Source organism: Streptomyces sp. NBC_01433, from assembly GCF_026340105.1.
Classification (GTDB): Bacteria; Actinomycetota; Actinomycetes; order Streptomycetales; family Streptomycetaceae; genus Streptomyces.
On sequence record NZ_JAPEPM010000001.1, the window covers coordinates 3,574,132 to 3,599,260 of the forward strand.

At 72.0% G+C, this 25,129-nt stretch carries 13 protein-coding genes; 10 read left to right on the top strand and 3 right to left on the bottom strand.

Annotated elements, in window-relative coordinates; translation table 11 throughout:
* Window positions 1-43 precede the first annotated feature (43 nt).
* The 3 genes from OG413_RS16240 (at window position 44) to OG413_RS16250 (ending at window position 6,823) form a co-directional block, all read left to right on the top strand.
* The gene (locus tag OG413_RS16240; RefSeq protein WP_266806239.1) at window positions 44-550 is read left to right on the top strand and encodes a hypothetical protein; all 507 of its coding nucleotides are present in this window, start codon (window positions 44-46) and stop codon (window positions 548-550) included.
* Between the two features lie 30 nt (window positions 551-580).
* Window positions 581-1,252 (top strand): HAD family hydrolase, encoded by a 672-nt coding sequence (locus OG413_RS16245; protein WP_266806240.1) that lies wholly within the window; start codon window positions 581-583, stop codon window positions 1,250-1,252.
* 549 nt (window positions 1,253-1,801) lie between these two features.
* Complete coding sequence (locus OG413_RS16250; protein WP_266806242.1) at window positions 1,802-6,823, top strand: NAD-glutamate dehydrogenase; 5,022 nt, start codon at window positions 1,802-1,804, stop codon at window positions 6,821-6,823.
* Window positions 6,824-6,893: 70 nt separating this feature from the next.
* Here the strand turns inward: OG413_RS16250 and OG413_RS16255 are convergent, their stop codons facing one another.
* Window positions 6,894-7,619, bottom strand: a complete 726-nt coding sequence (locus OG413_RS16255; protein WP_266810187.1) for an ABC transporter ATP-binding protein — start codon at window positions 7,617-7,619, stop codon at window positions 6,894-6,896.
* Window positions 7,620-7,782: 163 nt separating this feature from the next.
* The gene (locus tag OG413_RS16260; RefSeq protein WP_266810188.1) at window positions 7,783-8,643 is read right to left on the bottom strand and encodes an ABC transporter permease; all 861 of its coding nucleotides are present in this window, start codon (window positions 8,641-8,643) and stop codon (window positions 7,783-7,785) included.
* 338 nt (window positions 8,644-8,981) lie between these two features.
* On the opposite strand from OG413_RS16260, the gene OG413_RS16265 reads away from it, so the two are divergent.
* The gene (locus OG413_RS16265; RefSeq protein WP_266806244.1) at window positions 8,982-9,590 is read left to right on the top strand and encodes a TetR/AcrR family transcriptional regulator; all 609 of its coding nucleotides are present in this window, start codon (window positions 8,982-8,984) and stop codon (window positions 9,588-9,590) included.
* A 78-nt stretch (window positions 9,591-9,668) separates the two neighbouring features.
* Here OG413_RS16265 and OG413_RS16270 read toward each other — a convergent pair whose 3' ends face one another.
* Window positions 9,669-13,250, bottom strand: a complete 3,582-nt coding sequence (locus OG413_RS16270) for a CDP-glycerol glycerophosphotransferase family protein (RefSeq protein WP_266806246.1) — start codon at window positions 13,248-13,250, stop codon at window positions 9,669-9,671.
* Window positions 13,251-13,352: 102 nt separating this feature from the next.
* Between OG413_RS16270 and OG413_RS16275 the strand changes: the two genes are divergently transcribed.
* The 6 genes from OG413_RS16275 (at window position 13,353) to OG413_RS16300 (ending at window position 25,119) form a co-directional block, all read left to right on the top strand.
* Window positions 13,353-15,461: a CDP-glycerol:glycerophosphate glycerophosphotransferase gene (locus tag OG413_RS16275; protein ID WP_266806248.1), complete on the top strand. Its 2,109-nt coding sequence runs from the start codon at window positions 13,353-13,355 to the stop codon at window positions 15,459-15,461.
* 182 nt (window positions 15,462-15,643) lie between these two features.
* On the top strand, window positions 15,644-16,486 hold the full coding sequence (locus OG413_RS16280) for a class I SAM-dependent methyltransferase (RefSeq protein ID WP_266806250.1): 843 nt from the start codon (window positions 15,644-15,646) through the stop codon (window positions 16,484-16,486).
* Between the two features lie 19 nt (window positions 16,487-16,505).
* Window positions 16,506-17,372, top strand: a complete 867-nt coding sequence (locus tag OG413_RS16285) for a TylF/MycF/NovP-related O-methyltransferase (protein WP_266806252.1) — start codon at window positions 16,506-16,508, stop codon at window positions 17,370-17,372.
* A 237-nt stretch (window positions 17,373-17,609) separates the two neighbouring features.
* Window positions 17,610-21,092, top strand: a complete 3,483-nt coding sequence (locus tag OG413_RS16290; RefSeq protein ID WP_266806254.1) for a bifunctional glycosyltransferase/CDP-glycerol:glycerophosphate glycerophosphotransferase — start codon at window positions 17,610-17,612, stop codon at window positions 21,090-21,092.
* Window positions 21,089-23,980, top strand: coding sequence for a CDP-glycerol:glycerophosphate glycerophosphotransferase (locus OG413_RS16295; RefSeq protein WP_266806256.1), 2,892 nt, complete (start codon window positions 21,089-21,091; stop codon window positions 23,978-23,980). The genes OG413_RS16290 and OG413_RS16295 overlap by 4 nt, the downstream gene beginning before the upstream one ends.
* Window positions 23,977-25,119 carry a glycosyltransferase gene (locus OG413_RS16300; RefSeq protein ID WP_266806258.1) on the top strand — a complete coding sequence of 381 codons (1,143 nt, stop codon included), beginning with the start codon at window positions 23,977-23,979 and terminating at the stop codon, window positions 25,117-25,119. Before OG413_RS16295 ends, OG413_RS16300 begins: the two co-directional genes overlap by 4 nt.
* Window positions 25,120-25,129 lie beyond the last annotated feature (10 nt).

The following is a 25,129-nucleotide window of genomic DNA, read 5'->3' on the forward strand; positions in this document are numbered from 1 at the left end:
CCACGTATCCTGAAGGCGTTTCCGACTACGAAAGCGGCCTGCCATGCGCGTGTACGTCCCTCTGACCCTCTCCGGTCTCGCAGCGGCGCACAGGGCGGGCGAGGTCGGCCCCGGACCGCTGACCGCCTACGCGGTGACGCCGCAACTGCGTGAGTGGTACGTCTCCGACGACATCGAGGAGCTGGAGTACGCCGCGCTCAACCGGGCCGCTTCCGCCTCGCTCCGGATGATCGCCGGTAACCCCGACGAGCCCCGCCGACGGGTCGTCGTCGCCGTCGACGTACCGGACGCGGACGCCGTCGCCGACCCCGATCACAGCCTGGACGGGGCGGCCCTCGGCGAGGTGCGGATCGCCTCCGCCATGGCCCTGGCGAAGGCGGCGGCCGTGCATGTGGACGCCGATGACGCGGAGAAGGACGTGAGCGCCGCCGCCGCGGCGCTGGGGGCGGCGGACCTCGGTGACGACGACGCGCAGTTCACCGTGGACGGTGCCGAGGACCACGAGCTGCTGTGGTTCGGCATCCAGGAGATTCCTCACCTCATCGCCTGATTGTCGTACCCGGCGAGTATTTTTTTCCGTATGGCGACACCGGGGAAGAACCGCACACATCTGGTCTGGGACTGGAACGGCACGCTGCTCGACGACATCCAGGCCGTCATCCACGCGACGAACGCCGCCTTCGCCGAGGTCGAGCTGGAGCCGATCACGCTGGCGCAGTACCGCGAGATGTACTGCATCCCGATACCCCGCTTCTACGAGCGGTTCATGGGCCGGCTGCCCACCCAGGCCGAGTGGGAGCGGATGGACGGCAGCTTCCATCGCTACTACGCCGAGCGGCGTCCCGCCTGCGGGCTCACCGAAGGCGTCGAGCAGCTGCTCGCACAGTGGCAGCTGGCGGGCCGCAGTCAGTCGCTGCTGAGCATGCACGGGCACGAGCAGCTGGTCCCCGTGGTGCGCGGATACGGCATCGAGCGTCACTTCGTACGTGTCGACGGTCGTACGGGGCCGTCCGGCGGCAGTAAGGCGCAGCACATGGAGCGGCACTTCGCCGCGCTGGACGGGATATCCCCCGAGCACTCGGTCGTCATCGGGGACGCGGTGGACGACGCGGTGGCCGCGGCGCACGTGGGTGCGCGTGCGGTGCTCTACACCGGCGGGTCGCACAGCCGGGGCAACCTGGAGGCTGCGGGCGTACCGGTGGTGGACACCCTGGCGGAAGCGGTGGCGCTGGCCGAGGTGTTCTCGGGCTGAGGTGTTCTCGGGCTGGGTGTTCTCCGGCTGAGGACGGGACTCCCGGCCGGAACCGCAGGACCGGAATCGCGGGACCCGAACCGCAGGACCGGAACCGCAGGACCGGAAAGTCGGCGTCGTACGACCCGGCGAGCCTGCCTCGCCGCGCGTAGTTCGCCAAGAGTGCGCGGCGCACTGTCCAGAGTGTCAAAGTTCGCGGCCATCTTTTGTACACATACAGCCCATGACGGCTGTGGGTGGGAGGGAGATAGCCTGGTGCCGTGATCAGCGCGATACGCCTCGGGGGCAGCGAAGCCCCCGGCCTGCGCCCGGAGTGCCACAGCACCCGGGCGATCCGCGATCTCCCCAGGGGGTGTCCGGCGGTCGTGGCCCCGGCCACGACCCGCGGAACAGCCCCTGGCCCGGACCCGCTGCCGAAAATGGCCAATAAGGTCCCGGGCATCTCTCCCAGCGGCATAGCGTCGACTCAGACCGGATACCCCGCGTCGTGGCGTTACGTCGTCTTTTTCACCTACGTCACGCAACGGCGCGCGACAGGAGCCAGAGGACATGCAGACCAAGCTGGACGAAGCCAAGGCCGAACTGCTCACACGGGCCGCCAAGGTAGCTGACAACAGCCCGAGCGGTGGTGCCGGTGGCCCAGGGGGTACCCCCAGGGTGCGTGCCGGCTCGGCCGGCACCGGGGCCGACCAGGGTGAGCGCCCTGGCCAGGACATGTTGCTCTCCTACCTCCAGCGCTACTACCTGCACACCGCACCGGAGGACATCAGCGGCCGGGATCCGGTCGATGTCTTCGGCGCCGCGTCTTCCCATTACCGGCTGGCCGAGAACCGACCCCAGGGCACGGCGAACGTCCGGGTGCACACCCCGACCGTCGAGGAGAACGGCTGGACCTCCAGCCACTCCGTCGTCGAGGTCGTCACCGACGACATGCCGTTCCTGGTCGACTCCGTCACCAATGAGCTGTCCCGGCAGGGCCGCGGCATCCATGTCGTGATCCACCCGCAGGTCATCGTCCGCCGAGACCTCACCGGCAAGCTCATCGAGGTCCTCACCGAGGGCAACGGTGTCGCGACGAACCCGCAGGGCCGCAAGAACGCCAAGGGGGCCAGGGACGCCAAGGCCGAGCTGCCGCACGACGCGCTCGTCGAGTCCTGGATCCACGTCGAGATCGACCGCGAGACCGACCGCGCCGACCTGAAGCAGATCACCGCCGATCTGCTGCGTGTCCTGTCCGACGTGCGGGAGACCGTCGAGGACTGGGACAAGATGCGCGACGCCGCCCTGCGGATCGCCGACGACCTGCCCGGTGAGCCGCTGGACGACCTCACCGACGACGAGGTCGACGAGGCCCGTGAGCTGCTGCGCTGGCTGGCGGCCGACCACTTCACCTTCCTCGGCTACCGCGAGTACGAGCTGCGGGACAGCGACGCCCTGGCCGCCGTGCCCGGAACCGGTCTCGGCATCCTGCGCTCCGACCCCCACCACACCGAGGACGAGGCGCACCCCGTCAGCCCGTCCTTCGACCGGCTGCCCGCCGACGCCCGCGCCAAGGCCCGCGAGCACAAGCTCCTCGTCCTGACGAAGGCCAACAGCCGCGCGACCGTGCACCGCCCCAGCTACCTCGACTACGTCGGGGTGAAGAAGTTCGACGCCGACGGCAACGTCGTCGGCGAGCGCCGCTTCCTCGGGCTGTTCTCGTCCGCCGCCTACACCGAGTCCGTGCGCCGGGTGCCCGTCATCCGCCGCAAGGTGGCCGAGGTGCTGGAGGGCGCGGGCTTCACGTACAACAGTCACGACGGCCGCGACCTGCTCCAGATCCTGGAGACCTACCCGCGCGACGAGCTCTTCCAGACGCCCGTCGACCAGCTCCGCTCCATCGTCACCTCCGTGCTCTACCTCCAGGAGCGCCGCAGGCTGCGGCTGTACCTGCGCCAGGACGAGTACGGCCGCTACTACTCCGCGATCGTCTACCTGCCGCGCGACCGCTACACCACCGGTGTACGGCTCCGGCTGATCGACATCCTCAAGGAGGAGCTGGGCGGCACCAGCGTCGACTTCACCGCCTGGAACACCGAGTCGATCCTCTCCCGGCTCCACTTCGTCATCCGGGTCCCGCCGGGCACCGAGCTGTCGCACCTCACCGACGCCGACGCCGACCGTATCGAGGGGCGCCTCGTCGAGGCCGCCCGTTCGTGGGCCGACGGCTTCCAGGAGGCGCTGAACGCCGAGTGCGGCGAGGAGCGCGCCGCCGAGCTGATGCGCCACTACGGTCACTCGTTCCCCGAGGGTTACAAGGCCGACCACTCGCCGCGCGCCGCCGTGGCCGACCTGGTCCACCTCGAAGCGCTCAAGCGGAACGAGAAGGACTTCGCCCTCAGCCTGTACGAGCCCGTGGGCGCCGGTCCCGGCGAGCGCCGCTTCAAGATCTACCGGACCGGCGAGCAGGTTTCCCTGTCCGCCGTCCTCCCGGCCCTCCAGCAGCTCGGTGTCGAGGTCGTCGACGAACGTCCGTACGAGCTGCGCTGCTCGGACCGCACCCACGCCTGGATCTACGACTTCGGGCTGCGGATGCCGCAGGCCACGGGCAACGGCAGCTATCTGGCCGACGACGCCCGCGACCGTTTCCAGGACGCCTTCGCGGCCGTGTGGCAGGGCCGGGCGGAGAACGACGGCTTCAACGCGCTGGTGCTCGGAGCCGGTCTGACCTGGCGGCAGGCGATGGTGCTGCGCGCCTACGCGAAGTACCTGCGCCAGGCCGGATCGACCTTCAGCCAGGACTACATGGAGAGCACTCTCCGCAACAACGTCCACACCACCCGGCTGCTGGTCTCGCTGTTCGAGGCCCGGATGTCCCCCGAACGCCAGCGGGCCGGTACGGAGCTGACCGACGGGCTCCTCGAAGAGCTCGAAGGGGCCCTGGACCAGGTCGCCTCGCTCGACGAGGACCGGATCCTGCGGTCCTTCCTCACCGTCATCAAGGCCACGCTGCGCACCAACTTCTTCCAGAAGGCGGAGGGCGGCAAGCCGCACGCGTACGTCTCGATGAAGTTCGACCCGCAGGCCATCCCGGACCTGCCCGCGCCCCGCCCGGCATTCGAGATCTGGGTGTACTCGCCGCGCGTCGAAGGCGTCCACCTGCGCTTCGGCAAGGTCGCCCGCGGCGGGCTGCGCTGGTCGGACCGGCGGGAGGACTTCCGGACCGAGATCCTCGGCCTGGTCAAGGCACAGATGGTGAAGAACACCGTCATCGTGCCGGTCGGCGCCAAGGGCGGCTTCGTCGCCAAGCAGCTCCCCGACCCGGCGGTCGACCGTGACGCCTGGCTGACCGAGGGCATCGCCTCGTACCGGACGTTCATCTCGGCGCTGCTCGACATCACCGACAACATGGTCGCGGGCGAGGTCGTGCCGCCCGCCGAGGTCGTCCGCCACGACGAGGCCGACACCTACCTCGTCGTCGCCGCCGACAAGGGCACCGCGAGCTTCTCCGACATCGCCAACGAGATCGCCGTCGCCTACGGCTTCTGGCTCGGCGACGCCTTCGCCTCCGGCGGCTCCGTCGGTTACGACCACAAGGGCATGGGCATCACCGCCCGCGGCGCCTGGGAGTCCGTCAAGCGGCACTTCCGCGAGCTGGGCCACGACACCCAGACCGAGGACTTCACCGTCGTCGGCGTCGGCGACATGTCCGGTGACGTCTTCGGCAACGGCATGCTGCTCTCCGAGCACATCCGGCTGGTCGCGGCCTTCGACCACCGGCACATCTTCATCGACCCGAAGCCGGACGCCACCACCTCGTACGCGGAGCGGCGCCGGCTGTTCGACCTGCCGCGCAGCTCCTGGGGCGACTACAGCGCGGACCTGCTGTCCGCGGGCGGCGGAGTCCACCCCCGTACGGCGAAGTCGATCCCGCTCAACGCGCACATCCGTGAGGCGCTCGGCATCGACTCGTCCGTCGCCAAGATGACGCCCGCCGAGCTGATGCAGACCATCCTCAAGGCCCAGGTCGACCTGCTGTGGAACGGCGGCATCGGTACGTACATCAAGGCGTCGTCCGAGTCGAACACGGACGTCGGCGACAAGGCCAACGACGCGATCCGGGTCAACGGCGAGGACCTGCGCGCCAAGGTCGTCGGCGAGGGCGGCAACCTCGGTGCCACCCAGCTCGGCCGGATCGAGTTCGCCCGCACCGGCGGCCGGATCAACACCGACGCGATCGACAACAGCGCCGGTGTGGACACCTCCGACCACGAGGTGAACATCAAGATCCTGCTCAACGGTCTGGTCCGGGACGGCGACATGACCGTCAAGCAGCGCAACAAGCTGCTCGCCGAGATGACCGACGAGGTGGGCAAGCTGGTGCTGCGCAACAACTACGCGCAGAACACCGCACTCGCCAACGCCACCGCCCAGTCCCCGTCCCTGCTCCACGCCCACCAGCGCTTCATGCGCCGGCTGGGCCGCGACGGGCATCTGGACCGGGCGCTGGAGTTCCTGCCCAACGACCGGCAGATCCGCGAACTCCTCAACGGCGGCAAGGGGCTGAGTCAGCCCGAGCTGGCCGTGCTGCTCGCCTACACCAAGATCACGGCGGCCGACGAGCTGATCTCCACCAGCCTGCCGGACGACCCGCATCTGCAGAAGCTGGTGCACGCCTACTTCCCGCGGCAGCTGCGCGAGCGCTTCCCCGAGGCGGTGGACGCGCACGCCCTGCGCCGCGAGATCATCACGACCGTCCTGGTCAACGACACCGTGAACACCGGTGGTTCGACCTTCCTGCACCGGTTGCGGGAAGAGACCGGGGCGTCGATCGAGGAGATCGTGCGGGCGCAGGCCGCGGCCCGGGAGATCTTCGGTCTGGCCCAGGTGTGGGACGCCGTCGAGGCGCTCGACAACCGGGTCGCGGCGGATGTCCAGACCCGGATCCGGCTGCACTCGCGCCGCCTCATCGAGCGCGGTTCGCGCTGGCTGCTCGGCAACCGGCCGCAGCCGGTCGAGATCGCGGAGACCATCGAGTTCTTCAGGGACGGGGTCGAGCAGGTCTGGAGCGAGCTGCCCAAGATGCTCAAGGGCGCCGATCTGGAGTGGTACCAGTCGATCCTGGACGAGCTCACCTCGGTGGGGGTCCCGGATGTGCTGGCGCTGCGGGTCGCCGGGTTCTCCTCCGCCTTCCCGGCGCTGGACATCGTGGCGATCGCGGACCGCACGGGCAAGGAGCCGCTGGCTGTCGCCGAGGTGTACTACGACCTCGCCGACCGGCTGCGGATCACCCAGCTGATGGACCGGATCATCGAACTGCCGCGGGCCGACCGCTGGCAGTCCATGGCCCGTGCCTCCATCCGCGAGGACCTGTACGCCGCGCATGCCGCGCTGACCGCGGACGTGCTGAGCGTGGGCAACGGGACCTCGACGCCCCAGGAGCGGTTCACGGCGTGGGAGGAGAAGAACGCGGCGATCCTGACCCGGTCGCGGTCCACGCTGGATGAGATCCAGAGCTCGGACGCGTTCGACCTGGCGAATCTGTCGGTGGCCATGCGGACCATGCGGACGCTGTTGCGCACGCACGCGTAGGGCCGGACGCCGTAGGCGGTCGGGGACGAGTGCGAGTACCGGCTCGTCCCCGACCGCCCTACGGGGCCGGTTACTTCTTCTTGGTGAACTTCTCGTAGGCGGCGACGACCTGCTGCGCCGGGCCGTCCATGCGGAGGGTTCCCGCCTCCAGCCAGATCGCCCGGTCACATGTCTCGGTGATCGACTTGTTGCTGTGGCTGACCAGGAAGACCGTGCCCGCCGACTCGCGGAGCTCCATGATCCGGTCTTTGCTGCGGCGCTGGAATCTGGCGTCGCCCGTGGACAGCGCCTCGTCGATCAGCAGGACGTCGTGGCTCTTGGCCGCCGCGATGGAGAACCGCAGGCGGGCCCCCATGCCGGAGGAGTACGTCCGCATCGGCAGGGTGATGAAGTCGCCCTTCTCGTTGATGCCGGAGAAGTCCACGATCTCGTCGTAGCGCTCGCGGATCTGCCGGCGCGTCATGCCCATCGCGAGCCCGCCGAGCACGACATTGCGCTCCCCGGTCAGATCGCCCATCAGCGCCGCGTTCACGCCGAGCAGCGAGGGCTGTCCCTGGGTGTGGACCTGGCCCCGGGTCGGTGGCAGCAGGCCCGCGATGGCCTTCAGGAGTGTCGACTTCCCGGAGCCGTTGGAGCCGATCAGGCCGATGGCCTCGCCCTTGTACGCGGCGAAGCTGACGCCCCTCACGGCGTGGACCTCGCGCACGCCGGGGCTCTGCCGGCGTGAGGTGAGGCGGCTCAGGGCCGAGGTCGCGCTGCCCCGTCCGGTACGGGCCCCGTGGACCTTGTACGTGATGTGGACCCCGTCGACGACGACGGTGGGGGCCCGGGTGTCAGGGGCGCCGGGGGCCTCGGGGGCGCCGGAGGTGCTGGTAGTACCGGGGGTGCCGGGAGTCCCGGGGGCGCCGGAAGTGCCGGTTGTGCCGGGAGTCTCGGGTGCGCTGGTCGCGCCAGGTGTGTCAGCCACGTCCGTACTGCTCCTCCGCCTGCCAGAAGTACACGAATCCGGCCACCCCGCACACGAGCGCCCAGCCCGCCGCGACGGCCCAGACGTGCGCGGGCAGCTGCGCCCCGGCGAAGCTGTCGATGAGGGCGAACCGCATCAGGTCGATGTAGACGGCCGCCGGGTTGTACTCCAGCGCCACCATCACGAAGTGCGGGACCCGGTCGCCCTTGAGCAGGGTGTCCAGGCTCCACATCACGCCCGAGGAGTACATCCACGTACGGAGGATGAACGGCGTCAGCTGCGCGATGTCCGGGGTCTTGGCGGCGAGCCGCGCCACGATCATCGACACCCCGGTGTTGAACACGGCCTGCAAGGCCAGCGCCGGGATCGCGAGCAGCCAGGACGGCCGCGGGTACTGGCCGAACACGAGCAGGATCAGGAACAGCGCCCCCATCGAGAACAGGAGCTGCTGGAGCTGTTGCAGGGCCAGCGCCACCGGCAGCGAGGCGCGCGGGAAGTGCAGGGCGCGGACGAGGCCGATGTTGCCGCTGATGGCCCGCGTGCCCGCCGTGATCGAGCTGCTGGTGAAGGTCCAGATGAAGACGCCGGTGACGAGGAACGGGACGAAGTCGTCGACGCCGCGCTTCGTGTTCATCAGGACGCCGAAGATGAAGTAGTAGACCGTCGCGTTCAGCAGCGGGGTCATGATCTGCCAGATCTGGCCGAGTTTCGCCTGGCTGTACTGCGCGGTCAGCTTGGCGGTGGCGAACGCCGTGATGAAGTGCCGGCGCCCCCAGAGCTGGCGGATGTACGCGCCCAGCGACGGCCGGGCCCCGCTGACGGTGAGCCCGTGCCGGGCGGCGAGCGCGGCCAGTTCGCCGGGTGCGTAGACGGGAGCGCCGGGCGGGGCGGGCGATTGCGGAGTGGCGGGGGGTGCGGGTGCGGTGTCCACCGGGGGCGGCGGAGCTGCTGTCTGGCTCACCACGATCGCTTTCGACGGAGGGGGGTGAAACGGCCGGGGAACGTCTTGGGGTGGGCGTCGGATGAGATGCCCGGAAGAGAAACGGGGCGTGCGGAAGGGGCGTGCGGAGGAAGCGCGCTCGGGCGGACGTCACGGCCGATGGGACGGGACCGTATCGTCGTAACGCTGAGAGTAGGACGCTCCGACGTCGCAACGCAACCGTTTCGTCGTTACGGACTATCATTCGGGCCATGACCACCGAACGGGGAACCCGCCGCCGCGCCCCGGCAGGCGCCGCCGTGCTGCGCGAGGACGTGACCGACGCCATCCGCGGCGCGGTCTTCGAGGAGCTGGCCGCGGTGGGCTTCGCCCGGATGTCCATCGAGGGCATCGCCCGGCGCGCGGGTGTCGGCAAGACCGCCGTCTACCGCCGCTGGAAGTCCAAGCTCCACCTCGTCCTCGACCTGGTCGCGGCCGTCGCCGCCCAGGGTCTGCCCGCCCCGGACACCGGTTCGCTGTACGGGGATGTGCGCGCCGTGCTCGAACTGGCCGCGTACGCCCTGCGCCATCCCGTGGCCTCGCAGGTGATCCCCGATCTGCTGGTCGAGGCGGCCCGCAATCCGGAGATCTCCGATGCGATCAAGGCCGCCCTGCTGGACCAGCAGCAGGGCGTCGCCGCGATCGTCGTCCGGGCGGCGGTGGCCCGCGGCGAACTGCCGGAGGGCAGCGATCCGGACCGGGCCCTGGACCTGATCGTCGGCCCGCTGTACTGGCGGCTCGTCGTGGTCCGCGGCGACCTGCCCAAGGGGTACCTGGACGATCTGGCCGCGTCGGCGGTCGCGGCGCTCACCCACGTATGAGGTCCGGCGGGCGGCCCGGCGGTCGCCGCCGCCTCGCCGCGTTGCCGACCGCCGGGAGTGCGCCGGTGCGCGCGGCCGTCAGCCCCCGTCCGTGAGCAGCCGGTCCGCGACCCGGGCCGCCGCCCCGCCGTCGTCCAGGTCGCAGTAGTCGCGCCGGAAGCTCTCGTACGCGTCCGCGTGCCGAGCGGTCAGCGCCCCGGTGTCCCGCAGCGCCTGGGCCACCTCGTCCGTCGTGACGAGCAGCGGGCCCGGGGCCCTGGTCTCGAAGTCCAGGCAGAAGCCGCGCACGGTGTCGCGGTAGTGCTCCAGGTCGTACGTGTGGAACAGCATCGGACGGCCGGTGTGCGCGAAGTCGAACATCAGGCCCGCGTAGTCCGTGACCAGGACATCGGCGATCAGGAGCAGCTCCGCGGTGTCCGGGTGCCCGGAGACATCGCGTACGCCGGGCGACTCCGGCACGCTGCCCGTCACCCGCGGATGCCTGCGGACCAGCACCGTGTGCCCGTCGCCGAGCGAGCGCGCCAGGGCCTGCGGGTCCAGTGCCGGGTCCCAGCGGTACAGGCACGGGGAGTGCGCCGGGAGTGCGCCCGGCGGATGGGCCAGGTGATCGCGGTACGTCGGTGCGTACAGCACCACGCGATGGCCCTCCGGGACGCCGAGGCCCCGGCGTACCCGTTCGGCGGTCTTGTCGCGGTCGGGCGAGAACAGCAGGTCGTTGGCGGGCGAGCCGGCCTCCAGGACCTCACCCCCGTACGCCAGTGAGCCGCGCAGCAGCGGGGTGGCGAAGCGGCTGGGGGAGACCAGCACCGACCACTGGGACGAGCGGTGCGGCAGGGTGGCGAGGTGGTGGTGGTCGGCGTACAGGGTGCCCGTCAGGCCGGTGCCGAAGCGGCCGAGCGGGGTGCCGTGCCAGGTCTGGACGACCGTCTGCCCCGGACGCCGCTCGAACCAGGCGGGCAGATGGCCGTCCGTGACGATCCGGCGGGCCCGCGCCAGCGCCTCGTACCAGTCGGCGCTGCGGTCCAGGACCGGGAGCGCGGCGGGCGGGACATGGGCGGTGCGTCCCGGGGCGGTGCCGGTGACGTAGAGGTGTTCGGTGCCGGTGCCGCGGCGTACCAGTTCGGTGTGGACGGCGCGCGGGGAGTCGCCGCCGGCGTAGAGGACGGCGTCGCGGAGCGGGAGAGTGCGCCGGTCCTCGTAGTGCGTGGTGCGCAGGAGGCGTTGGCGGTACGCGCCCCGCTCGGCGGGGGCGAGGGAGGGACCCGCGTGCACCGTCAGCCGGTCGCCGTGCCGCCGTTCGAGGGCCGGTTCCGCGTCACTCCTCCGGGTGGGGAGGCGGGTGGCGAGGGAGGCCAGGAGGCGTACCGGGGTGCCGCCGAGGTACAGGTCCCACCGGCCCTCCGGGAGGGAGCCGGGGAGCAGCGCGGTGAAGCGGCCCGCCTGCCGTTCCAGGGGCACGGCCACGGTCTCGCGCAGGGTCTCGTGCCGGAGGGTGAGGGAGGAGGGGGCGGCGGTGGCGTCACCGGCTTCGGCTTCCGCTTCGGCTTCCGTCTCGGCCCCGGCTTCCGTCCCCGTCCCCGCTCCTGCCCCCGCTCCCGTCCCTGTCCCCGTGATCCGCAGTGTGCCGTCAGGCGTCCGTTCCGCCCCGTCCACGAACGGCTGCCCGCTCACGTCCAGCACCAGTTCGCCCGCCGCGTCGGCGAGGGCCGGAGGCGGCAGGTCCGGGGCCGCGGCCAGCGGGACCCGCGACCCGTCGGCCATGAGCAGCCGGGCCCGCCAGCGCGCACCGGATCCGGGTTCGACCTCGCGGGGAGCCGGATGCGGTGCGGGCGGCACGGCGGCGAGCTCCGCGAGGGGAATCCGGGCCGAGAAGACCGCCACACCCTCGTCGTCCCCGCACACCACCGGACAGGTCCACTCCGCCCCGGCCGCACCGTGCGCTCCCGCCGTGTCCTCCGCCCCGGCCGCACCGTGCGCCTCGGTCGTCCCGGCTCCGTCGCGGGTCAGGAGCAGGGCGGTCGGGCGGGCCTCCCCGTACAGCCGGCCGGTCACCTCCAGCACGTCGCCGCTGCCACTGTTCTCATTGCCGCCGCTGCTGCCCCCGTTCTCATTGCCGTCGCCGTCGTGTGCCTCGGCCAGCGCGGGCAGTTGCGACACGGTCAGCCGGAGGCGGCCGTCCCGGTAGCCGAGTACCGCCCGCCGCCCCTCGCCCAGTTCATGGACGAGGGGCTGCGCGGCGGCCGCGTCCACCGCGCGCACGGCCACCCGCCGGGCCGTACCGTGACCGGCGACCACGATCCCGACCAGCCAGCTGCCCGAGCCCAGCCTGCGCGGGTCGAGAACCATCTCGAAGCCGGAGTGGTCGTAACAGTGCAGTTCCTGCGCCGAGTCGGCGGTCGCCTCGGGCAGCCGGACGGTCCGCACGGGAACGGTCCGCAGCCGCCGGCCCCCGGCCGCGCGCACCATCCCGGCCTTGAACGAGTGCCGGGCCGCCCCCGCCGCGAGGTTGCGGATGTACGCGTACCCGCGCAGCCGGAGCTTTCCGTCCGCACCCCAGGACGCGTCCAACAGCCGTGCCACCGCGGGCAGATCGGTCCGGGACAGACGGGCGCCCGCGCCGCCGACGCCGGGGTACGCCGCTCGTCGCCGCCCCGGCAGTCCCTCGACCGCGAACGTTCCCGCGCCGTTGGTCCGCTCGAAGGCGAGCACGGCCAGCAGCTCGTCCATCCTGCGCTCCCGCACCAGCCGCCACTTGGCGCGCAGCTCCACCGGCAGCCCCGCCAGGGCACCGTCCCCCGCGCGGTCCAGGAAGGCGCCCGCGTCCGCCAGGAACGCCGCGCGGTACGCCGCGCCGCCCCTCGGCAGCCCCTCCATGAAGTACACGAAGTCGTCGCGCAGGCACGACGTGTCGTAGGCCCGCCGATGCGCCGCGTCCCGGCCCGCCAGGAACGCGCTGACCTGCTCGCACGCCGCGATCCGGTCCCGTACACCCTTCACGTCCGTACGCCGCCGGGTGATCGAGCCCTCCCGCACGCGCCAGTAGTAGACGTGCTCGTGCAGCACATCGACGGACCCGGCGAGGTGGTGCGCCGGGATCATCACCGGGGTGTCCTCGTAGAGCTTGCCCTCGGGGAAGGCGAAGGCGTGCCGGTCCCAGAAGGAGCGCCGGAACACCTTGTTCCAGGCGACCCGGTCCGCGAGCAGACGCGGATCGCGGGTGATGTGGGTGCGGCGATGGGTGCCGGTCAGCCAGCGGTACTGCCACGCCTGCTGCCGCCCCCGCTCGTCCAGCCGCCACACGTTGCCGGTCACCAGATCGGAACCGGTCGACTCCAGTGAGGCCAGCATCCGTTCGTACGCGTCGTGCACGACGATGTCGTCGCTGTCGGCGAACGCCAGGTACGGGACGCCCGGGGTGGTGTGCCGGACCCCGGTGTTACGGGCCGCGCTCAGGCCCGCGTTGGGCTGGTGGACGCAGCGGAAGCGGCTGTCCCGGGCGGCGAACTCCTCCGCGATCCGGCCGCTCCCGTCCGTCGAGCCGTCGTCGACGAGCACCACCTCGATCGCGTCCAACGTCTGCCCGGCCACCGACCGCAGGCACGCGCCGAGGAAGTCCTCGACGTTGTGGACCGGGACGACGACGCTGAGGAGAGGCTTCATGCCCTGCCTCAACCGGGGCGGGCCCCCCGGGTCACCGGCGCTGCCCCAAACGGGTGAACGGGAGGGCCGGTCCGCGCACGGCCGCCATTACGCTCGGCTGCCATGTTCCTCACTGTCGTCGTGCCCGTCCGCCGTTCCCAGGGATATCTGAGGGCGGCTCTGGACTCCGTGCTCGGCCAGGTGGTGACGCGGGAGCGCGCGTGGGAGCTGATCGTCGTCGATGACGGGTCGGTGGACGGCAGCGCCGCCATCGCGGCGGAGTACGCCCGGCGCGACCCCCGGGTGCGGGTGCTGACCATGGCGGCGACGGCCGGACACCGGGGATCGGAGGCCGGGGCGGAGGCCGGGGCGCTGTCCGGCGCCGGTGCGGCCCGCAACGCCGGGGCCGTCGAGGCGCGGGGCGACTATCTCCTCTTCCTGGACGCCGACGACCTGCTGCTGCCGGGCGCCCTGGAGGCGATGGCGGACCGGCTGACCAAGGACCGGCTGAGCACGGACGGCGTCAGTGCGGACGGTCCCGGTGCGGACGTCCTTGGTGCGGAAGGGCTGGCTCCGGACGTCCTGTGCCTCGGCCACGACCGCGTCGACTGGTGGGAGGACACCCGGCCGCGGGACGAGGCGCCCGCCCCCGGCAACCAGCTCTTCCGCCGCGCGTTCTGGACCGCCCACCGGCTCCGCTTCACCGACGGCCCGTACGAGGAGGTCGTCCCCGTCCACCGGGCGCTCCTCCTCGCGGCCGACGCCGGCACCCTCGCCCGCCTCGACCGGGTCTGCGTCCGCCACCGCCTGCGCCGCACCGGCACGTTCGTCACCACTCCGGGGCGCGGGCACTTCGCGGTCATCGACGCGTACGCCCGCCTCCTCGCCGAGACCGGCGGCGACCCCCGCGTCCACCCGGCCCGCACCGCACACCTGCTGGCCGTCCTGGCCGACCCCGGACGGATCCGCCCCGGAGACCGGGCGGCGTTCTTCCGGGCCGCCGGGCTCCCCGGCGGGTACGCCGCCCACCGCGCCCGGCAGGCGGCCGGTGCCGGGCGCGCCGGTGCCGGGGCGGCGTACGGGCGGAGCAGGAAGGCGCTGCGGACGCGGGTGATGCGGGCCGTCTACCGCGCCGATCTGCACCGGCCGCTGGATCCGGACCTCGCCGTGTACGGGGCGTACTGGAACCGGGGCGTCGCCTGCAACCCCGCCGCCATCCACGCCAAGGCCCGCGAACTCGTCCCGCACGTCCGCGGCCTGTGGGTGGTCTCCTCCCGCCACCGCGACCGCGTCCCGCCGGGCATCCCGTACGTCATCGAGGGCTCGCGCGCCTACTGGCGGGCCATGGCCACCGCCACGTACCTGATCAACAACTCCAGCTTCCCCGGCGGTTTCACCAAACGCCCCGGCCAGCGCTACCTCCAGACCCACCACGGGACCCCGCTGAAGACCATGGGCCTGGACCAGCGGGCCTACCCCGCCCTCACCCATGGCATCAGCTTCGAGAAGGTCCTCGCCCACGCCGACCAGTGGGACTTCAGCCTCTCCGCCAACCCGCACACCACCGAGATCTGGGACCGGGTCTACCCGTCCTCGTACGAGCATCTGAACCTCGGCTATCCGCGCAACGACATCTTCTTCACCGCGACGCCGGAACACATCGCGAAGCTGCGCGCGGATCTCGGCATCGCCCCCGGACAGACCGCCCTCCTCTACGCCCCGACCCACCGCGACTACCGCAGGGGTTTTGTCCCGCAGCTCGATCCTGACCGGCTCTCCCGCGAACTCGGCCCGGATTACGTCGTGCTGGTGCGGGCCCACTACTTCTACGGGCGTTCGGCCGGGATCGGGGCGGCGGGCCGGGTCATCGACGTCACGGGGCACCCGGTGGTCGAGGAACTCTGCCTGGCAGCCGACGCGTTGATCACCGACTACTCCTCCCTGATGTTCGACTACGCCTGCCTGGACCGCCCGGTCATCTGTTATGCCCCCGACTGGGACGCCTACCGGGCCTCGCGCGGGACGTACATCGATCTGCTCTCCGGCCGCCCCGGCGACACCCCGGGGCCCCTCGCCACCACCCAGGGCGAACTCCTGGAGGTGCTGCGGACGGGGGAGTGGCGCGCGAAGCGGTCGGCCGCCCTGCGCTCGGCGTTCCGAAAGCGGTTCTGTCCGTACGACGACGGGCACGCGGCGGAACGCGTGGTGCGCCGGTTCTTCGGGGCGGAGTGAGGCGGGGCGGGGGCCGTACGGGGTGGACCGGGACGGGGACCGTACTGGGTGGGCCGGGCGTGGTGCCGGGCGGGTGCGGCGCCACTCGAACGGCTCAGCGGGCACGTCCGCCGCGACCCCTCTGCCCCGCGCCGTCGTTGTCCTCAACAGCTCGCGCACACGGCAACGTTGGGAGAACGTCCATGCACCGGTCCGCCTATGAACAGATGGAACTCTGCGTCGAGGAGTACCTGCCCACGTCGCGCAGGCACCGCGTCGTCGACCTCGGCTCGCGCGTCTCCGACCGGCAGACCCGTACCCACAAGGGGCTGCTCGCCGCCCACGACATCGACTACTTCGGCGTCGACGTGCTCGACGGCCCCAATGTCGATGCCGTGATGACCAGGCCGTACCGCATCCCCGCCAAGTCCAACAGCGCCGACGCCGTGCTCTCCGGCCAGGCGTTCGAGCACATCCCGTTCTTCTGGGCGACGATGCTGGAGATCGCCCGGGTCCTGAAGCCCGGCGGTTACGCCTTCATCACCGCGCCCTCGCGCGGGCACGCCCACGACGCCCAGGACTGCTGGCGCTACTACCCCGACGGCTTCCGCGCCCTGGCCGCGCACTCCCGGCTCGAACTCTGCGAGGCGTATACGGACTTCCCGCCGCGGAAGGGCATCTGGCACGACTACCGGGCCATCGACAAGAAGGCCGCCTACTGGGGCGACTCCGTGGGCGTCTTCCGCAAGCCGCGGCGCTATCCCCGGATGACCATGTTCGCCGTACGGGAGTTGGCCGTCTGGTGGGCCAACCGGGTCGGCGGCGTCGACGGCATCCCGCTGCCCAGCCCGCTGGCGGGCCGCGAGCGGTGCGGGCGCCCCAAGGCGGCTCCGGAGAGCCTGCCCGACGCTCTCCCCGACGGCGTACCGGCCCAGGTCGCACCCCAGGTCGCACCCCAGGCCGCGCCCGAGTCCGCACCCGAGGACGCTTCCGTGCGGGCCGAGGTCGGCTCCTCGACCCCCGGGGCAACAGGCGCAAATCAATAGCAGGTTGACGAAAAGTGACATGAGCCGCAAACCGCGCGTACTGTCCGGGGGCATGGCTTGGCGCAACGCCGTCAACGGCGTCCTTCAGCAGCTCACCGGATATCAGCTCAGGCGCGCGACAGTGCCCGCCGCCCGTACCGCCCCTGCGGAACCCGCCCCCGCCGTGGCCCCCACGGAGGCGGCCCCCAAGCCGAAGCCGAAGGCCGGACCGCAGTACCCGGCGGACTACGACGACGAGGCGAAGGACATCATCAGTGCGGTCAAGCCGTACTCGATGACCTCGCCCGAGCGGCTCAACGCCCTCATCCTGGCGACCCGCCACATCGTCCGGCACGACATCCCCGGCGACATCGTCGAGTGCGGCGTGTGGCGCGGCGGTTCCATGCAGGCCTGCGCGAAGACCCTGCTGTCGCTCGGCGAGACCGAGCGCGAGCTCTACCTCTTCGACACGTACGAGGGCATGACCCCGCCCACGGCGGAGGACCTGCGGCGCGACGGCAGGTCGGCGCAGGAGCTGCTCGACGCCCAGGGCAAGGACCGGCCGATCTGGGCGGTGGCCTCGCTGGAGGACGTCCGGGCGGGCTTCGAGACCGTTCCGTACCCGAAGCACCGCGTCCACTACGTGCAGGGCATGGTCGAGGACACCCTCCCGGCGAACGCGCCGGAGCAGATCTCGATCCTGCGCCTGGACACCGACTGGTACGCGTCGACCCAGCACGAGCTGGAGCACCTCTACTCGCGGCTGGTGAGCGGAGGCGTGCTGCTCATCGACGACTACGGGTACTGGCAGGGATCGCGGCAGGCCGTCGACGAGTTCCTGGAGAAGACCGGCGAGCGGCTGTTGCTGCTGCGCATGGACGAGGGCCGGATCGCCGTCAAGCCCTGACGTCCGGACCCTTGACCCATTTCCGCACCGATTCCCGCACCGATTCCCGCAGTCGAAACGAGCCCCGTCCCCTTCCCGGTGCGGGGCTCGGCCGCGTCGCCGTGCCGCCGCCGGCCCCGGTGTGCACTCCTCGGCGTGTCACCCGTATGGCTCCGATCGGGTGACCCGGCCACGCGGTGAAGGTTGTTACCCCGTAGACCACTTGATGTCGTCCGTCCGGAAGGATTGTGCGCAGCGATGGCACCCCGTCTCACCGTCGTCGTCCCCCTCTACAACGTCGAGGAGTATCTCGGTGCCTGCCTGACCTCGCTCGCCGAACAGACCATGCCGGACCTGGAAGTCGTCATGGTCGATGACGGCTCCACCGACGGCAGCGGGCGCGTCGCGGAGGAGTTCGCGGCGCGGGACCCGCGCTTCCGGCTGCTCCGGCAGGAGAACGGGGGACTCGGCGCCGCACGCAACGCCGGGGTCCGTGAGGCCGGGAGCGGCGGGGAGTTCCTGGCGTTCGTCGACAGCGACGACATCGTGCCGCCCGGTGCGTACGAGCGGATGATCGCCGAACTCGACCGCTCCGGCTCCGACTTCGCCACCGGCAATGTGCTCCGGCTGCGCGCGAACGGGGCGCTCGAACAGTCCCCGATGTTCCGCAAACCGATGGAGAAGGCCCGTCCCGGCACCCATGTCACCCGTGACTGGATCCTGCTCGGCGACCGTATCGCCTGCAACAAGGTGTTCCGCAGATCCTTCTGGGACGAGCACGCCTTCGCCTTCCCGTCCGGTGTGCTGTACGAGGACATCGCCGTCGTCCTGCCCGCGCACTTCCTGGCCCGCGCGGTCGATGTCGTCGAGGAGCCCGTCTATCACTGGCGGGACCGCGACGGTTCGATCACCACCCGTCGCGCCGTGCCCAGGGGTATCCGAGACCGGGTCACCGCGGTGAGCACCGTCAGCCGGTTCCTCGCGGAACGGGAGCTGCCCGACGCCAAGCGGAAGTACGACGCCCACGCGCTCTCCGGGGACCTGTGGCTGTTCATCGAGGCGCTGCCGGAGGGGGACGCCGCGTTCCACGAAGCCTTCCTCGAACACGCCAACGCCTTCGCCGCCACCGTCGAACCGGCCGTACTCGCCGGGCTGCCGTTGCATCTGCGGGTCAAGTGGCAGCTCATCCGCGAACGCCGGATGCCGGAACTCCTCGCCCTGCTCGCCGACGAGAAGGCCGACCGCGACACCTTCCATGTCCGTGGGCTTCTGCGTCCACGGGCCCAATACCCCTCCGTGCGGGGCCCGTTGCCGCCCTCCGTCACCGCCCTGACCGCTCCGGACCTCCCCGTGCACGCCCATCTCACCGAGGCGGTGTGGAAGGACGGGCTGCTGCGCCTCACCGGCTACGCCTACGTCCGCAACGCGCCCGGACGGTCGGCCGGGACCGGCTGGCTGCGGTCCGGGCGACGGCTGATCCCGCTGCGGGTGCGGTCCGCGCCCACGGACGAGGCCGCCGCCCGCTCGGGCCGTACGCTGCACCGCTACGAGCGCTCCGGGTTCGAAGCCGTCATCGACCCGCGCCGCCTCGCCGCCAAGGGGGCGGGCCGGGATGGCCGCACCACGTGGAAGCTGGAGTCGGTCGTTCTCGGCGGCGGGCGGCCCCGGCGCGGACCGATGCGGCTGCTCGGCAACCCGGCCCCGCCCGCCATCGTCCACACCGACGAGCGCACCCGTATCGTCCCCGTCCTGTCCGGCAACAAGCTGGAGCTGCGCACCGAGCGCGTCGACGCCCTCCTCATCAGGCAGAGTGCGGTGGGCGGGGCCGTGCGCCTGGAGGTGAAGGTCCTCGGCGACGGCGGACCGGTCGCGCTGCGCATCCAGGAGTGGCGCACCAAGGAGACGCGGGAATTCGCCCTGAGGGGAACGCCCGCCTCGCGCGTCGCCGACATCCCGCTCAGCGCCTTCCGGGGGTGCGACGACGCCTGGGGCGTGCAACTGGTCGGAGGGAAGGGACGGTTGACCGTCGCGGCCCGGCCGGACGGCGCTGAGGGGCGGTATCCGCTGCCCGGCGGCCGTGAGCTTTACGTGGCCGCCAATCCGTCCGGCGACCTGGTCCTCACCGACCGGGCGGTGCAGCCCGTGGTCACCTCGCTCACCTGGTCGGATGCCGGGCAGCTCGTCATCGAGGGCGCGTACCCGGAACGGCCCGGCCGCGCCCTCCAGCTGGTCCTGCGGCACGGCGGACACCAGGAGGAGGCCGTCCTCGCGGTGCACGACACGCCGGGTAGGGGCGCGGGAGCGGGAGCGGGCGGCGTCGCGGGCGCTTCCGGGTTCCGTGCCGTGCTCGCGCCCGACGCCGTCGAGGGGATGGGCGGTACGCTCCCGCTCGCCGAGGGCCGCTGGGACCTCTTCCTCCGTGAGCCGGGCGAGAGCGACCCGGAGCGGTACCGGCCGGTCCGCGTGCGGGCGTCGCTGCACACCGCCCTCCCGCTCCACCGCGAGGCGGGCGGGCGGCGCTTCACCCTCCGGCGGCGCCTCCACGACCGGCTCGCCCTGGAGTCCGGCAGCGCCCTGCCCGTCCAGGAGCGGGGGGCGTACGGGCAGCGGCGGCAGCGCGAGCGGTACGCCGTACTGCGCGCGGGCGGCGCCGAACTGCTCCCGGCCGTCCTGTACTCCAGCTTCGACGGGCGCCAGTACTCCGACTCGCCCCGCGCGATCCATCAGGAGCTGGCCGGCCGCGACGCAGGGATCGAACACCTCTGGGTCGTACGCGACCAGCAGGCCGCGGTACCCGCCGGGGTCCGTGCCGTCACCCTGCACAGCGCCGAGTGGCACGAGGCCCTGGCGCGCAGCCGCTGGATCGTCACCAATACGCAGCTGCCCGAGTGGTTCGAGCGGGCCGAGGGCCAGTTCGTCGTCCAGACCTGGCACGGCACCCCGCTCAAACGCATCGGCCGCGACCTCGCGGGCACCCCGAACGCCGACGCCGCCTACATGGCGTCGATGCCCGCACGCGCGGCCCAGTGGAGTGTGCTCGTCTCCCCGAACAGCTTCTCCACCCCCATCATGCGCCGCGCCTTCGGGCACACCGGCGAGGTCCTGGAGTGCGGCTACCCGCGCAACGACCTCCTGTACGCGCCCGACCGGGCGAAGGTCGCCGCCTCCGTACGGGAACGGCTCGCGATCCCCGACGACAAGCGGGTCGTCCTGTACGCGCCCACCTGGCGGGAGGACCGGCCCAAGCGGGGCGGCCGGTACGAGCCCGACCTTCCCCTCGACCCGGACCTGGTACGTCAGGCCCTCGGCGACGATCACGTACTCCTCGTGCGGCGCCACTACCTCGTCGGCGGCGGCGTTCCGCAGGACGATTTCGTCCGCGATGTCTCGCGCTATCCGGACGTCGCCGAACTGATGCTGATCAGCGACTGTCTGGTCACCGACTACTCCTCCCTGATGTTCGACTTCGCGCAGACCGGCCGGCCGATGCTCTTCCACACCCATGACCTGGAGCACTACCGCGACACCCTGCGCGGCTTCTGCTTCGACTTCGAGAGCCGGGCCCCCGGACCACTGATCCCCACGGCGGAGGGCGTGGTGGAGGCCCTGCGCGATCCCGAGTCCGCAACCGCGGCCCACCGGGGTGCCTATGACCGGTTCCGCGAGGCGTTCTGCGACCTCGACGACGGCACCGCGGCCGCCCGCGTCGCCGACCTGATGCTCAAGGGGGAGCAGGCGTGATCGACTTCAGCTGTGTGGTCACCGAGGGCGGCGGGGCGGCGGCGCTGCGGACCTCCGTGGGATCCGTGCTCGGCCAGTCCCTGCGCGCCAGCGAGGCCGTCGTGGTCCTCGCGGCGGACGGCGACGCCGCCTCCCGTGCCGCCGCCGAGGCGCTGGCCGGAAGCGCTCCGGACCGGGTCCGTCTGATCGTCGCCGAGCCGGGTGAGCGCTCCACCGGGGCGCTGCGCAACGCCGGTCTGGACGCGGCCGTCGGCCGGTACGTCCTGGTGCTCGGTACGGGCGAACAGCTCCAGCGGCACGCCTGCCGCAACCTGTGGGAGGCCGGTGAGCGCACCCGCGCCGATCTGGTCGCCGGACGCTGGAGCCGGATCACCGCGGAGGGCGGCAAGGAGCAGGAACCGCCCTGGCAGGAGGCGCTGTACGCGCGCTCCCGCACCGTCGGCCGCTTCACCGAGGCACCCGAACTGACCGTCAGGGACGCGCTGGTGACCGGATTCTGCCTGCGCCGGGAGGCCGTGGAGCGGCACGGTCTGCGGTACGAGGAGGACCTCGGCCACAGCGAGGTGCTCTTCGGCCCGGTGGCCGCCGCCGCGGTCGGCCGGATCGCCCTGGTCCGCCGGATGATCGTGACCGGGCGGGCCGCGCCCGACCGGGGCAGGGACATCGCCGCGTCGGTGCGGGCGCACCGCCGCGTCGGCGAGCTGCTGGCGGGGTGGGGGCCGCACGGGTTGCGGGAGGAGCGGGAACGGGCGTTCGCGCGCGACCATCTGGTGCCGCTGGTCCGGACGTTCCCGCGACTGCGGGCCGCCGAGCGGGAGCGGGTCGCCGCGGCCGCGGCCCGTGCCCTGACCGGCCCGGTCCCGGCGGACCTGCCGCCGCTCGAACAGGTCGCCGTACATCTGCTGGCACGGGGAGACGCGGAGGGGCTGCTCACGGCGGCGTACGCGCTGAGCCGGCCGGGCACGGTGGCTGCCCCGCTCACCACGGGTGAGGACGGACGGGTGCACTGGAAGGTCCCCGCCGCAAACGCGGCCGGCACCGGCACGGACGCGGCCGACACCGGCATCCACCCCTGTCCCGGCCCCGAGGCCGTACGTGTCGATGTCAGCGAACTCGGCCACCAGCACCGCGTGTTCGGTGAACTCCGCCTCATGAACCGGCTCACCCGGTGCACCGCCGACGCGGGTCACCTGTTGCTCGAAGGGCACCTCGTCCTGCCCGCGCACGCCGGACCCGATCCCGAACTGGCCCTCACGGCCCGCCTGGAGTTCCGGGTGCGGGACGGCCTCCGCGCTTTCACCTTCCCCGTCGACGAGCTGCGGCGCGAGCCGACCGGGATCGCCTGGCGGACCCGCGCGGACCTCACCGGAGTCCTGCGACCGCTCGGCGCACGCGACACGGTGTGGGACGCCCGGATGACCGTGGAGGCGGGTGGCACGCGGTCCGTCAGCGACCTCTTCGCCCCGCAGGACCTCGCGGGCGGGGCGGACGGCACCGACCGACTCCCGGCCCGGCCCCGGCTCGGCCGCCTCGCCGGGGACACCTGGCAGCCCTACATCACGCTCAAGGACCACCTGGCACTCCGGCTCCTCGCCCGCCGCCGCCCCGCCCGCCTGCTGCGCCGCCTGGTCCACTACGCCACGCACTTCCGCCCCGCCCGCAACGCGAAGTTCCTCCGGCGTGCCCTGCGCAAGCGGCTCGACCGCTACCGCTCCCGGGGATTCAAGGCCCCCGTCTACAACACCTGGCTCCGCCGCCTGCCGATGCGCAGGGGGTCGGTCGTCTTCGAGAGCCACATGGGCAAGTGCTACGGCGACAGCCCGCGCGCCGTCCACGAGGAGATCCGCAGGCAGGGACTGAGGCTGCGTTCCATCTGGTCCTACGAGGACTCCCCGACCGGCTTCCCGGGCGACGCGCGGCTCGTGCGGCGCTGGTCGTGGCGGTATCTGTGGGCGCTCGCCCGTGCTGAGTACTGGGTCGACAACCAGGGCTTCCCGCAGCACCTGCGCAAGCCCGCCCGCACCACGTACCTCCAGACCTGGCACGGCTCCGCGTACAAGCGCATGGGCTTCGACGAGACCCGCGTACGGATGCAGAACGCCCCCCTGCGTCACCGGCTCCAGCAGGCCGTGCACCGCTTCGACCACTTCCTCGTCCGCTCCGAGCACGATGTGCGCACCCTGGCCCGCGCCTACCGGCTCCCCGAGGAACGGCTGCTGCGGACCGGCTACCCGCGCAACGACGTCCTGCTCGCGGAACGGGCCCGCGACGAGGCCGAGGGAAGGCTGCCGCGCCCGCCGCTCGCCGAGGCCCTCGGGCTGCCCGACCACAAGAAGGTCATCATGTACGCGCCGACCTTCCGGGGCGGCCCCGGAACGTACCGGAAGCGTCGCCTGCCGTTGGACATCGCGCGGTTCACCGAGCGCTTCGGCGACGAGTACACCCTGCTCGTGCGGGCGCACTACCTGGAGGCCGCGAAGCTCCCCGGCTGCCCGCCCGGCACCGTCGTGGATGTCTCGCGCCATCACGACACGGCCGAACTCCTCGCGCTCGCCGATGTGCTGATCACCGACTACTCGTCGATCATGTTCGACTTCGTGCTGCTCGACCGGCCGGTCGTCCTGTTCGCCCCCGACCTCGACACCTACGCGGCCACCCGGGGCAGCTACTTCGACCTCCGGAAGAAGGCGCCGGGCCCGGTGGCGGAGACGGAGGACGAACTGTTCGCCGTACTGGCGAAGCTGAAGGAGACCGACACGGAGTACGCCGGGGCGCGGAGTGCCTTCGCCGCCGAGTTCGGCGGCTACGACCGGGGCGACGCCGCCCGGCAGGTCGTCGGCCGGGTGTTCGCCCGGTACACCACGGACCACCAGGAGGCCGGTCGATGAGCCGTGACGTCTTCATCGTCTCCAACAGCACCGACGAACTCGGCGGTGTCACCGGCTGGATGCACCAGACGGCCCGGCTCCTCGCCCGCCAGGGCCACCGGGTGCACGCTGTCGGCATCCACGCCGCCGAGCTGAGGATGGCCCTGCCCACGCCGCCCGACTACCCGGTCACCGCCCTGTACCCGGCCCACCCGCCGACCCCCTGGACACCTAGGGGCATCCGGGACCGCTTCCGGCTCCCGTCCCGGCGGAGGGAAGCGGTCCGGGCGGCCGAGAAGCGGCGCGCGGTGCGGCGGCTCTCGGAGCTGTTCCGTAACGCGGGGCCCGGCGCCGTGGTGATCGTCACCCAGGTATGGGCGATGGAGTGGGTCGGCGAGGCCGACACCAGCGGGCTGCGGGTGATCGGGATGAGCCACGAGTCCTACGACTACTCCCGCGCGAGCCACCGCTACCGCTGGATCAAGAAGCACTACAGCGACCTCGACCACTGGCTCGTCCTCACCGAGGAGGACGCCGACATCTGGGCGGGCGAGGGCATGAACAACGTCGGCTTCATGCCCAACGCCCTGTCCGCACTGCCCGAGGTGCCGTCCCCGCGCAGCGCGAGGACCGTGGCGAGCATCGGCAGGCTCTGCGACCAGAAGGGCATCGACATGCTCCTGGACACCTGGGCACGGGTCGCCCCCGAACGCCCCGACTGGCAGCTGCGCGTGTACGGAGCGGGCGAGGACGAGGCCGAACTGAAGGCGCGGTGCACCGCGTTGGAGCTGGACGGATCCGTGCGCTGGATGGGCCGCACGGACGATGTGGCGGGCGCCCTCGCGGACGCCTCCGTCTTCGTCCAGTCCTCGCGCGGCGAGGGCTTTCCGCTGGCGCTGCTGGAGGCGATGGCGAGCGGGGTGCCGTGTGCCGCGTTCGACTGCGCGCCCGGGGTGCGCGAGATCGTACGGGACGGTGAGGACGGGCTGCTCGCGCCCGCCGGGGACAGCGGCGAACTCGCCGACCGGCTGCTGCGGCTGACCGGGAACCCCCGGCTGCGGGACGCGATGGGGAATCGGGCGCGGGTCAATGTGCAGCGGTTCTCCGAGACGGAGATCCTGCGGCGCTGGGAGGAGCTGTTCGCGTTCCTGGAGCGCTGAGGCGCCGGGA

Coding starts and splice junctions, on each gene's coding strand:
- OG413_RS16240 (WP_266806239.1), top strand. CDS start 44: ATGCGCGTGTACGTCCCTCTGACCCTCTCCGGTCTCGCAGCGGCGCAC.
- OG413_RS16245 (WP_266806240.1), top strand. CDS start 581: ATGGCGACACCGGGGAAGAACCGCACACATCTGGTCTGGGACTGGAAC.
- OG413_RS16250 (WP_266806242.1), top strand. CDS start 1,802: ATGCAGACCAAGCTGGACGAAGCCAAGGCCGAACTGCTCACACGGGCC.
- OG413_RS16265 (WP_266806244.1), top strand. CDS start 8,982: ATGACCACCGAACGGGGAACCCGCCGCCGCGCCCCGGCAGGCGCCGCC.
- OG413_RS16270 (WP_266806246.1), bottom strand. CDS start 13,250: ATGAAGCCTCTCCTCAGCGTCGTCGTCCCGGTCCACAACGTCGAGGAC.
- OG413_RS16275 (WP_266806248.1), top strand. CDS start 13,353: ATGTTCCTCACTGTCGTCGTGCCCGTCCGCCGTTCCCAGGGATATCTG.
- OG413_RS16280 (WP_266806250.1), top strand. CDS start 15,644: ATGCACCGGTCCGCCTATGAACAGATGGAACTCTGCGTCGAGGAGTAC.
- OG413_RS16285 (WP_266806252.1), top strand. CDS start 16,506: ATGAGCCGCAAACCGCGCGTACTGTCCGGGGGCATGGCTTGGCGCAAC.
- OG413_RS16290 (WP_266806254.1), top strand. CDS start 17,610: ATGGCACCCCGTCTCACCGTCGTCGTCCCCCTCTACAACGTCGAGGAG.
- OG413_RS16300 (WP_266806258.1), top strand. CDS start 23,977: ATGAGCCGTGACGTCTTCATCGTCTCCAACAGCACCGACGAACTCGGC.